This is a genomic window from Granulicella sp. dw_53, assembly GCF_018449545.1.
In the GTDB taxonomy this organism is placed as follows: Bacteria; Acidobacteriota; Terriglobia; order Terriglobales; family Acidobacteriaceae; genus Edaphobacter.
The window spans coordinates 140572-151349 of sequence record NZ_JAAVUR010000014.1; the positions used below are offsets into that span (position 1 = coordinate 140572).

Sequence of the window (10778 nt, forward strand, 5' to 3'; positions counted from 1 at the left end):
GATGGCTTGAAGCGCATCTGGCGATTGCTTCTGTACGTTCGACCGTATGCGCTGTACTCGCTGGCGTCTGTGGTCTTGATGGCGACGGTCGGGGCGATGGCCGCCTTCCGCATCATGCTGGTCAAGCCGATCTTCGACCAGGTGCTGAGCCCGGAGTCTCCCTGGGGTGATGTGCTGATCTTCCATGTGCCACACTTGGCGCGTGAGCTCAATCTACATTTTCTAGTTCCGAGCCGGTTACATAATGCGTGGACCGTGGTGGCCTATGCATTGGTGGTCTCCGCGGTCATCAAGTCGTTGTGCGATTACGCCGGAACTTACCTGGTGAACTATGCGGGCTTCGGCATGATCACCGACCTGCGGAACGATCTCTATAACGCGGTGTTGCGGCGATCGGTGGGGTTCTTCCAGAAGAATACGACGGGGACGCTGCTCTCCACTTTGATCAACGATATCGAGCGGGTGCAGACCGCGATGTCGAGTGTGTTGGGAGAGTTTCTACAGCAGCTCTTCACGCTGATCTTTATGATCGGCGCGGTGATCTTTCTGGGGGGAAAGCTGGCTTGGGTGCTGTTGCTGTTCGTGCCGGTCGTAATCTCTTCGGCTCGGCGAATCGGCCGGCGTGTACGGCAGACGACGCGGAAGGGGCAAGACAAACTCGCAGAGATCCAGAACATTCTTCACGAGACGATCACAGGCAATCGCATCGTGAAGGCGTTTGGGATGGAGTTGTGGGAGATGAACCGGTTTCGGCGGGCTGCGCGACGTTTGTTTCGCGCGAACCTGAAGTCGGTGAGCGTACAGGCGATCAGTTCGCCGTTGATGGATGCGATCGGGTCGATTGCGATCGCGCTGTTGCTGTGGATCGGTCGGGCGCAAATTATCACCCACCGGATGACGAAGGGCGACTTCATCGCGTTTCTGTTCGCGGTGTTTACGCTCTACGATCCGGTGCGAAAGTTCGCGATGTTCTACAACAGCTTCCAGCAGGCGCTGGGCGCCAGTGAAGAGATCTTTAAGTTCATGGATGCGCAGGATGATGTTCGCGAAAAGAAGCGTGCGTTTGTGTTGAAGGAGTTCAAGGACGGCATCCAGTTCGAGGACGTCGGCTTTGCCTACCAGGGCGATGGAGAGGTAAAGCAGGTTCTGCACGGGATCAATCTGACGGTGCAGCCGGGCGAGGTGATCGCCTTTGTGGGGCCGAGCGGAGCTGGAAAGTCCTCGCTGGTGAACCTGATTCCGCGCTTCTTCGACGTGAACGAGGGACGCATTCTGATCGATGGACACGACCTTCGGGATGTGACGATCGCGTCCCTAAGGGCTCAGATCGGAAAGGTCACGCAGGAGACGGTTCTCTTCAACGATACGGTGAGGAACAATATTGCTTATGGGCAGCCGGATGTTCCGATGAGCCGCGTGGAAGAGGCCGCCCGCATGGCGCTGGCCCACGAGTTCATCCTGAACATGCCTGAAGGGTACAACACAAGGGTGGGCGAGAAGGGGACGCGGTTGAGTGGAGGAGAGCGGCAGAGGTTGGCGATTGCGCGGGCGATTTTGAAGAACGCGCCCATTCTGATTTTGGATGAGGCTACGTCGGCTCTGGATGTGGAGAGTGAGCAATATGTCCAGGCGGCTCTGGCCAATTTGATGAAGGGCAGAACGGTATTTGTCATCGCACATCGGCTCTCCACGGTGAGGAGAGCGACTCGAATTGCCGTGATTGAGAGCGGATCGATTACTGAGATCGGGACGCATGAGGAGCTTCTACAACAGTCAGGAACCTACCAGCGGCTCTACAATCTGCAGTTCAGCGGGGATGAGCTGGCGCCCGGTGAGAGCGATGATGTGGTGATGGCGACTGGTGTGGAGGGAATTGCATGAGCGCGATCTTCTCCATGACTGGCTTCGCAAGTGTGCAGGGTTTGTTGCAAGGGCAGGGCGGATTTACGTTGATGGTCAAGAGTGTCAACCATCGATTTCTGGATCTGAACCTGCGCTTGCCTTCGCAGTGCGATGCGCTCGAGGTTCAAATGCGGCGCATGCTGAAGGAGCGGCTTCGGCGAGGACACGTCGAGGTAACGTTGCAGGTCGAGCGCAGGGTTGGCGGGCAGATTCAGTTGAACCGCGAGCTGCTGGATGCCTATGTCCAGGCCTATAGGGATGCTGCTGCGCTGCATGAAGTCGCCGCAGAGCCGGATCTGAATATGCTGCTGCGTGTTCCTGGGGTGATGAGTGCCGAGAACGGTCTCAACAAGGACGATATGGTTGGGCTGGAACAGGCGGTTCTAGAGCAGCTTGGACCTGTCTTGGCTCGGCTGGATGAGATGCGGGCGCAGGAGGGTGAGGCGCTTGCGACGGAGTTGCGGGCCTCCATGGCGAGGCTGGGCGAGTTCGCGGTCGAAGTCGCGGAGCTGCGGGGCAGCGTGCGCGATGTCCAGTTCGAGCGGCTGCGGGGGCGGATTGCAGAGCTCACAAAAGGTGTTCCCGTTAGCGAGGAGAGGCTGCTTGCGGAGGCCGCTCTGCTGGCTGAGCGCAGCGATATCGAGGAAGAGGTGGTGCGTCTGCGGACGCATGTGGAGCGCTTCCTGGCGATGCTGGATGAGGGGGGCGAACTGGGCAAGAGACTCGACTTTCTACTGCAGGAGTTGAATCGCGAGGCCAACACCATGCTCTCGAAGACCAGCGGAGCGACGGGAAGCAATGGGCTGAGGATCACGGAGTTAGGCCTGGAGATGAAGGCAGAGATCGAGAGGGCGCGGGAGCAGGTACAGAATCTCGAGTGATGGCCGAAGAGAGTCTTGGGAGAGATTTGAGTTGCAAGGAGCGGCAATTGCGCGGGTACACTGACATTGGATTGGTGAGGGTGGACTAGAGGGGCATGGCAGGAATTCTTTTTATCATCTCAGCGCCGTCGGGGTCGGGCAAGTCGACGTTGGTGACCCAGCTTCGGACGCTGGTGGAAGGGCTGGACTTTTCGGTCTCCTATACGACTCGGGCTCCCCGAGGGTCGGAGGAGGACGGACGGGAGTATCACTTTACGACCCGGGAGCGGTTCGAGGCGATGATCGCCGCGGAGGAGTTTCTGGAGTGGGCTGAGGTCTTCGGGAACTACTATGGGACGGCGTTGTCCGCGCTCGAGCACGCGCGCAGGCTGGGCAAGGATCTATTGCTGGATATCGATGTGCAGGGTGCGATGCAGGTGATGCAGAAGCTGCCTGCGGCAGTGTCGATCTTTATCCTTCCTCCGAGTCCGAAGATACTGGAGATGCGGCTGCGAAACCGGAGCGAGGCAGAGAAGATGACCTCGGAGGCGGTGATCGAGAAGCGGCTCGCTGAAGCAGAGCATGAGTTAAAGCAGATTCGAAGCTATAAGTACGCGCTGGTGAATGATGTCCTGGATCAGGCGGTCGCGGAGATGCGGGCGATCGTTTTATGCGAGCGCGGTCTCGGGGATGGCATTCAGGCGATCGCATCGAGTTGCCGCACGGATGCCGTTTCGCCTCGTCTGCGAGAGGCGCTGGATACCTTCCATATTCATGCCAGGTAAATTTTCTTTACGAATTTTCTGCAAGATTCCCATAACTGAGTTAGATTCGAGCTACGCATACAATTTAGCCACGGGGGGAAACGCATGACCACTGAGAGTGCATTCCACAATAAGTACAGCCTGGTAAAGGGTGCCGCACGTCGTGCCCGTCAGTTGCAGTCGGGTGCGGCTCCGCTGATCGTGGCGAAGTCGATGAAGGCTTGCCGCGTCGCGCAGGACGAGATCGAACAGGGGCATGTGAAGTTTGTGCTTCCTGTGCAGTTGGTCGAACCTCCGCTGATTCTCCCAAACTAAGCAATCGCGTAGCATAGAACGATGGCAGATGATGTACAGAGGCAACTGCGGGCCTACGTCGAATACTTTCGTGATCTGGGCGTGTACGACTTCTATCGCAGGGGAGAGCCTGGAACGGCCGTTTGGCCCGAATCGGTTGCTGCGGTTGAACTGGAGAGGGTTTCGGCTCCTGTTGATGTGGTGGAACGTACTATTGCGGCTGTGACTCGGCCTGTTGCGCGGAGTCCGGTTGAGGGACTGGGTTTGAAGCTGGTTAGTTTTAATGATCTGGCGCCTTTGCCAGAGGTTCGGGTGGCGGTGGAGCACCGGGCCGAGGCTTTGAAGGGGATTCAAGAGGAGATTGGGGATTGCACGCGGTGTCCGCTGGCGTATGCGGGGCGGCGGAAGATCGTGTTTGGCGATGGCGATCCGAAGGCTCGATTGATGTTCGTGGGCGAAGGTCCCGGAGCCGATGAGGATGCGTCTGGCGTGCCATTTGTGGGAAAAGCAGGCCAATTGCTCAACAATATGATCAACGCGATGGGTTTGAAGCGTGAAGAGGTGTACATCGCGAACGTTGTGAAGTGCAGACCGCCAGCAAACCGGGTTCCGGAGCCGGTGGAGGCGAATACGTGCTCACAGTTCCTACTCAGGCAGTTGGATGTGGTGCAACCGCAGGTTGTTGTTGCGTTAGGCTCGACGGCTGCATCATACCTTTTAGGAGTGAAGCAGTCGCTGGCTGGGCTGCGAGGACGCTGGCATAGCTGCCGAGGGGCAAAGCTGGCGGTAACGTATCATCCGGCGTTCCTTCTGCGCGATCCGAGGCAGAAGGGCGAAGCCTGGAAGGATCTACAGATGGTGATGGCGGAGCTAGGGTTGAAGGCCAAAGCGTAGTGCTCTGGTATTTACTCCTGCTTCATTAATTTTGTCCAATAGTCTTTATAAAACTTAAGTTGCACTTGGTTGTGGGCTATCTTGAGAGAGACTGGATTGAGGAGCTTTCAATTCAGAGGCTCCGGGCAGCTCAACTTGAGCGATTCTGAGAGAGAGCAGATAGGAGCCGGATGATTCGAAGTCTAAGGGCAGTAAGGCTAGGGTTTATTGTTCTAGTTTCCACGATTGCCGTTTATGGCCACGCGCAAGCTACTCCGACTGCGTCCCAAGGTTACCAGCTTTCAGTCTTCGGTGGCGGAACTGGGAACTTTACTGGTCTGCTGGGCGGAAAGAACCTCGATGTCACGGCTGGAGCTGATCTCGGGTTTCGGAGTTTCTTTCGCCTCAATCCATCCATTGAAGTGCGTGGAACCTTTCCAATCAAGAAAGGCCACATTGCGAGTGAGAAGAACGTCGTGGCCGGTTTGAAGGTGCAGAAGGACTTTGGGCGCCTCCATCCTTACGTCGACTTTCTGGTAGGACGTGGGGCTGTCGATTATTCGCGCCCCTATCCTGATGCTACTGGTTCCATCTTCTACATCAGGACTACTGGCTTGGTGTACTCTCCAGGCATCGGCGCGGATCTGGATATTACCAATCACTTCTCCTTGAAGGCGGACTTTCAGATACAGCGGTATTCGACGCCAATCCTCGGCATCGGACACCTGAATTCCAAGGCGACAACGGGCGCTATCGTTTATCGCTTCGACTTCAACCATCACCGGCACCAGAGATACTAGCCGCGATTACAAGATGATGGGCGCGTGGCTTCTGGGTTCGTTGAGCATTGTGAACCGCAGATTCCTTCGCTTCGCTACGGAACGACCAACAATTTTGCTGCAGAGTGACAGATGGACTATGGTCGGGCTGGCCGAGTAAGTGGGCCGCCCGGTCCGATGGTGTTTCTAGCCGTGCCTGAGTCCCCTGCGACCCCCCCTCCCCCTTGCCCGCGGGTAACCCGTTTACTTGCAATCAGATGCGCTGCGCCTCTCCTTTCAAAATCTTCATTCTATTTGCGTTACGTCCAAATAGTTCATTACAAACGGTTTAGCCCCGGCGGGAGGCTCGATGACCGCGAAGGGCGGTGATTCGAATCTCGTGACGGGGCTATGAATGTGCTGTTCTGCGCTGTGTGGGAGAAGGCTTAGGCTTTCTCATTCACTGTTTTAATTGTACCGAGTCGACCATAACTAAAGTGCCACTTTTATCTCGCGGTGGGTCAATAGTTAGGCCGATTTCGGGCTTGACAAGAATTTGGCGGTCTTTTTCCACAAGGTGATCGAATTTGCGCGCTCGAGGTGATGTGGACATGGGATTCGTCTCCTCTGCGCAGAGGAAAGGCCCGCACAGACGTGCGGGCCTTTCGTGGTCTCCGGCGATGTATCGGTCTACTGGCAGTTCGGTCCACCGGGTCCGCCTACGTAGAAGTATCCTTTGATCTGTTCATCCGTAGAGGGGCCATCGGTGTCGTAGCAGGCGGATGCCGTAGCGATGGGTGAGAGCTTATCCGGAACCATATTCCCAGAGGGATCGATGTATTGGAGGTTGGCCTGGAATGAAGCGCTGCAGTCGGAGTCGGTGGGGAGGCAGGCGTTGCCTTCCTGAGGCCAGCTGGTGGAGCCGGTTCCTTCCGTGCCGAGGGTAATTTGTTGCGCGTGCCGGGTGAGCGGACCGCCGTTAAAGCTCTCTTTGGGGAAGTAGCCTAAAGGTTCCGGGCCGGAGAGGAGCCACCAGTCGCCATTTACCTGCATGTACGTCAGGGGCAGGACTGCCGCTATGTCAGGGTTTGCGCTTGGATTGAGCTCCTGGCCCAAGAGCGCGAATGCGTTCACCTGGATGAAGTTATTACAGAGATTATTGAAGCAGCCGGTCTGGTTGTTATCCGACGTGGCGTAGATGAAGAAGTGAGACTTTGCATCTCCGAGCCGCCTGGGATCGACGGCCCAACCCGCTTCGACGGTTTGAAGAGTGTCGCCCATGCCTGCTTCAAACCATACCTGGGAGGTGGACATAATCTGGCCATCCGCTGTATTCACTTCCGGGTTTTCGACAGCGATTAAGGTACTGCCCCCGAGATTGTCCACGGTCTGGTACATATATGCGCCCTTGGTGAGTCCATCGTTTCCTGATGCCGATACCGGAGGCTGGAAGGAGGCGTTGGTTAGCACTGCATTTGTCGGTTGCTGCTTCGATAGAGCGATCTGACGGGCGGATGGATGCTTGGTATAGAAGTCCTTCAAGGTTGGAAAGGCGGTCATCATTTCGAGTGAGGGCCGGAGTAAGGGAATCATGTTCACATTGCAATGCGTGGGGTTGCCGTATTGATCGAATTCAGGTGCGGAGGGAGCCAGCAACGTGCCAGCATCGGCACCTACGAGCTCCTGATTCTGCTTGGCCGCAGGCCCGAGCGATGGTGGCACTGAAGCAACTTTGGTGATGTGGTATTTGCGGAGCGTAGGCTGCTGATTGACAGGGATGCAGTCGTAGAGCTGGTTTCCGACCATAAAGGTGTGGTTTACAGTCTCTATCCCGCTATATCTTTCTAGGATTGCCTTGCGCATCTCTTCGAAGGCGGCTTCGCTCTTGACCTTCGATGCGGACGTAGAGACGGTCTTGCTCTCCAAGGACACCTGGGTTGTTTTGGCGCCTGTTTGGGCGACGAAGTCGCTGGCCTTCGCAGTCCGGATATTGGTCAGGAAATCGCTGTAAAGCAAAAATTTGGTGTCCTCCGATTGTGCTGAAGCTTGCCTTCCAGGGATGGAGATGACTAATGCCAGTCCGATGGCTACTCGCTGAATAAGGGTAGTGATGTTTGGATGATCTGTGTACGAATTGAGGCGGGACTTATGTGACATTGGAACTCTCCCTTTTAAAGTCGAACGGTTGTAACTGTCGATACAAAGCGTGTTAGCTGTATCGATGCCCTGTGTCTCGCACCTGTATAGACAAAGGAGAGAGAAGTTTATTCTGCAATTCGCGAGCGGTCTTCGGAAGGTTGGAACATTGAATGCAGGAGTGTTTGAGAATGCGGTGTTTGAGAGCGCGATGTCGCGGAGATAGATCTTCTTGATCTACTGACCTTGCGATAAGAGTCGTAGGATACGTGTCCGAAAGAGTTACAACAGCAGGTGCGGCGGGCCTACGTTTCGGCTGTAACTTGACCTGCTTCGGCTGTAACTCCACGCCGGTCCTTTGTTCGATAAATACTTTGAGATGGCTCCGGAATGCGGCGTACAATTGCGTTCCATCGGAGCGGGCCAAGGCACGACCTAGTCGTAGATTCCTGGGAGTGTCGGCGTCATCTTCGCGATGAACCTACTACCAAGGAGAAGAACGATGGAGATAAAAAACGGAGTAACTGCAGTAAAGAGCAGCCACCTTAAGGTTGTGGTCGCAGAGGGCAAGGTCACGCTGGAAGACCTTCACGCCGCGCTGGACCGATCGATCAAGCAAATTACAAAGGGTGGTTGTAACTGTGGTCTGACTGGATTCGATATCAGCTTCGTGCGGGGAGATCCCGCGCTGACGGAGTTGACCCAGATTCCACATATCCAGGCAGGTGTCATGATTCATGAGTAAAACGGGCCATTTCTGCGTTGCAAGATGTAGTCGACAAGGAGCCGAGCATGCTACATGAGATGGCTATCGATCGCAGGTCTGTTGAAGGTGGAGCACGTTCCCAAGTAGCTCTAGGAGCTACTTACGAGGGGCGCGACCCAAGTCTTCTGGAGTGCATGCTGCCCCTTGTCGACTATATCGAAGTGACGCTGGAGACTATCGCCGAGGTGAAGGACGGGAAGATTGCCTTGAGCGAAGAGGTGATGGAAGAGATCCGCGACATAGGCGACGCGGCGCAGATTATCGTACATGGCGTCGGTCTTTCGATTGGCTCGCATGAAGGTTGGTCTCCTACTTACCTGGATCTTCTGGATGACTTTACCGAGCAGGTCGATGTGGCGTGGCATAGCGAGCATCTGGGATATACGAAGGTCGATGGAGAGCACCTGGGAATCATGCTGGCGATGCCGAAGACCGAAGAGGCGTTGACGATGGTGTGCGAGCGGGTGAATGCGATTCAGGATCGCTACCGCATGCCGTTTCTGCTGGAGAACATCGTTCATGTGATTCCGGATTTTCCTGGCGATTACAACGACGCGGGCTTTTTAAATGCGTTGACGGAGAGGACGGGGTGCGGCCTGATTCTCGATGTGTACAACCTGGAGTGCGATGCGCACAATCATGGGTTCGACGTTCAAGCGTTCTTACAAGAGTTGAACAAAGAGTGCGTTCGAGAGTTACATGTTGCGTGCGGGGTGGAGCACAACGGTTTTCTGCTCGATGTGCATTCGCAGTTGACGCGGAGCTCGACGGTGGCGCTGGCGCAACAGGTGGTTCGACAGTCACCGAATGCCGAGGTTGTGATCTATGAGTTCATGCCGGAGGCGGTGCCCGGCCTGGGCTATGACGCCATTGCCGCGCAACTGGCACGACTGCGCGATGCGTTTACGGGGTGAGAGATGGATATTGCGGCGCACCAACGGAAGCTTCTGGGCTTGATTCGATCGACTTATCAGGCGGGGGATAGTGACGATGCTTATATCCAGAGGGTGGCGACGTCGAAGGATCTGGAGGAGGCACAGAGAAATATCTTTCTCTGGCGTATCTATGTGCTGGAGCGGACGGCGCGGCTCACGTTCAACCTACTCAAGAGGCGGAACCTGTTGGAGGCGGCGCTCAGCAGCTTTATTGAACGGCACAATATTTCGCCGTTTCGGGAGACGCAGGCACCCGCGTTTCTGGAGGAGATGAGCAGCCATAGCGATGGCCTGATTGCGGCGGTGGCGCAGTTCGAACTGGCGCTCAGCAAGGTGCGAGAGGGCGATATGGGACGTTATGCGGTGCAGTGGAATGTGGAGCCGCATGGAATTCTGAACAGCCTTGCGAAGGATCTGCCGCTGGAGGAGGATGCGCCGGAGGGGATCTACCAGATTCTGGTGTCCTATGACCTTCCGCACCAGTTTCGGATCGTTACGTTGCTTCCTGAGGTGCACTAGGCTGGTTTGCCGGAGAAATGGGGCTTGGCGGCGGCTTGCGTAGTTTTGGGGCGAACTCGCGTTAAGCTGGATGGATGCCTTTGTACTGCGATGTTGCGTTGCCGGTGCCTTTGGACCAGTTGTTTACCTATGGGGTGAATGGCGTGGTTCCGGTGGTGGGAGCGCGGGTGCTGGTGCCGTTTGGGGGGCAGCGGTTGATGGGGGTGGTGGTGCGGGTGCATGGGGATGCTCCGGCGGATGGGATCGAGGTGAAGCCGGTGCAGCAGGTGTTGGACGAGGCTGCGCTGTTGCCGGATGAGTTGATGAAACTTGCGGGGTGGATTGCACAGTACTATGTGGCTCCGCTGGGGGAGGTTTTGAGGGGGATGTTGCCGCTGGGGGCGGAGGTGAAGCGGCAGATGATCTACCGGATCGGTGAGGCGGGGCGCAAGGTGCTGTATGAGGGGGCGGCGAAGGGGTCTTCGCGGCGGTCGAAGCTGACGGCGGAGGAGCAGAACAGGGAGTATGCGGTGCTGAACTATCTGGAGGGTGGGGAGGCGACGAAGGCGGGGGCGCTGCGGTCGGCTACGGGCGCTAATAAGAGCTTGCTGGATGGGATGGTTCGGAAGAAGTGGCTGGTGCGCGAGGCGATGGCGGAGGAGAGGGATGCGCGGCGGTTGGAGAGGGTCGCCGTGCTTACGGCAGGGGTTACGGCAGGGGTTAGGGATCAGGGGTTAGGGGTTAGCGGGCCTACAGCGGAAGGCGGGGGGCGTTTGCCTCGGTTGAATGAGAATCAACTTGCCGTGATGGCGGAGTTGGCGGCGGTGGGCGGGCGGATGCGGGCGAGGGATCTGCGGCAGGCTTCTGCCCTGGTGGCGGCGGGGGGGCCGGAGTCGACGCGGGGGGCGCTGGTGAAGCGGGGGCTGGTGGGGATGGGGGGGGGGGGCGGGGCGGGTGAAAGGGAGGGGGTGTGGGGCGGGGGGGGAGGGGGA

The 10778-nt window shown here is 57.0% G+C and carries 10 protein-coding genes and 1 pseudogene; 10 read left to right on the plus strand and 1 reads right to left on the minus strand.

All coding sequences use genetic code 11. The features are described 5' to 3' along the window. The first annotated feature begins 6 nt into the window (after window positions 1–6). The 6 genes from HB393_RS19725 to HB393_RS19750 all read left to right on the plus strand — a co-directional run bounded on the left by HB393_RS19725 (window position 7) and on the right by HB393_RS19750 (window position 5493). Window positions 7–1881, plus strand: a complete 1875-nt coding sequence (locus tag HB393_RS19725) for an ABC transporter ATP-binding protein (protein WP_213806909.1) — start codon at window positions 7–9, stop codon at window positions 1879–1881. Further along, complete coding sequence (locus HB393_RS19730) at window positions 1878–2783, plus strand: YicC/YloC family endoribonuclease (RefSeq protein WP_213806910.1); 906 nt, start codon at window positions 1878–1880, stop codon at window positions 2781–2783. The genes HB393_RS19725 and HB393_RS19730 overlap by 4 nt, the downstream gene beginning before the upstream one ends. Before the next feature lie 95 nt (window positions 2784–2878). Beyond that, window positions 2879–3547, plus strand: coding sequence for a guanylate kinase (gmk, locus tag HB393_RS19735; RefSeq protein WP_213806911.1), 669 nt, complete (start codon window positions 2879–2881; stop codon window positions 3545–3547). 84 nt (window positions 3548–3631) lie between these two features. Then, window positions 3632–3841 (plus strand): DNA-directed RNA polymerase subunit omega, encoded by a 210-nt coding sequence (gene rpoZ, locus HB393_RS19740; protein WP_213806912.1) that lies wholly within the window; start codon window positions 3632–3634, stop codon window positions 3839–3841. Between the two features lie 21 nt (window positions 3842–3862). Continuing rightward, window positions 3863–4714, plus strand: coding sequence for a uracil-DNA glycosylase (locus HB393_RS19745; RefSeq protein ID WP_213806913.1), 852 nt, complete (start codon window positions 3863–3865; stop codon window positions 4712–4714). A 170-nt stretch (window positions 4715–4884) separates the two neighbouring features. Next, entirely contained in the window at window positions 4885–5493 is a 609-nt protein-coding gene (locus tag HB393_RS19750; protein ID WP_213806914.1) for a hypothetical protein, read from the plus strand. Window positions 5494–6141: 648 nt separating this feature from the next. Here the strand turns inward: HB393_RS19750 and HB393_RS19755 are convergent. Continuing rightward, window positions 6142–7608: a neprosin family prolyl endopeptidase gene (locus HB393_RS19755; RefSeq protein WP_213806915.1), complete on the minus strand. Its 1467-nt coding sequence runs from the start codon at window positions 7606–7608 to the stop codon at window positions 6142–6144. Window positions 7609–8089: 481 nt separating this feature from the next. Here HB393_RS19755 and HB393_RS19760 point away from each other — a divergent pair, with 481 nt between their 5' ends. The 4 genes and pseudogenes from HB393_RS19760 to HB393_RS25560 all read left to right on the plus strand — a co-directional run. Next, entirely contained in the window at window positions 8090–8332 is a 243-nt protein-coding gene (locus HB393_RS19760) for a hypothetical protein (RefSeq protein WP_213806916.1), read from the plus strand. Window positions 8333–8379: 47 nt separating this feature from the next. Then, a complete protein-coding gene (locus HB393_RS19765; protein WP_213806917.1) occupies window positions 8380–9267 on the plus strand; it encodes a DUF692 family multinuclear iron-containing protein in 888 nt (295 codons plus the stop codon). A 39-nt stretch (window positions 9268–9306) separates the two neighbouring features. Next, entirely contained in the window at window positions 9307–9807 is a 501-nt protein-coding gene (locus HB393_RS19770) for a hypothetical protein (RefSeq protein ID WP_213806918.1), read from the plus strand. Between the two features lie 74 nt (window positions 9808–9881). After that, window positions 9882–10778: pseudogene (locus HB393_RS25560) on the plus strand (primosomal protein N'); the annotation flags it as partial.

Excerpts from the sequence above, each read along its gene's own strand:
- HB393_RS19765 (WP_213806917.1), top strand. The coding sequence starts at position 8,380 with ATGCTACATGAGATGGCTATCGATCGCAGGTCTGTTGAAGGTGGAGCA.
- HB393_RS19760 (WP_213806916.1), top strand. The coding sequence starts at position 8,090 with ATGGAGATAAAAAACGGAGTAACTGCAGTAAAGAGCAGCCACCTTAAG.
- gmk (WP_213806911.1), top strand. The coding sequence starts at position 2,879 with ATGGCAGGAATTCTTTTTATCATCTCAGCGCCGTCGGGGTCGGGCAAG.
- HB393_RS19730 (WP_213806910.1), top strand. The coding sequence starts at position 1,878 with ATGAGCGCGATCTTCTCCATGACTGGCTTCGCAAGTGTGCAGGGTTTG.
- rpoZ (WP_213806912.1), top strand. The coding sequence starts at position 3,632 with ATGACCACTGAGAGTGCATTCCACAATAAGTACAGCCTGGTAAAGGGT.
- HB393_RS19750 (WP_213806914.1), top strand. The coding sequence starts at position 4,885 with ATGATTCGAAGTCTAAGGGCAGTAAGGCTAGGGTTTATTGTTCTAGTT.
- HB393_RS19745 (WP_213806913.1), top strand. The coding sequence starts at position 3,863 with ATGGCAGATGATGTACAGAGGCAACTGCGGGCCTACGTCGAATACTTT.
- HB393_RS19755 (WP_213806915.1), bottom strand. The coding sequence starts at position 7,608 with ATGTCACATAAGTCCCGCCTCAATTCGTACACAGATCATCCAAACATC.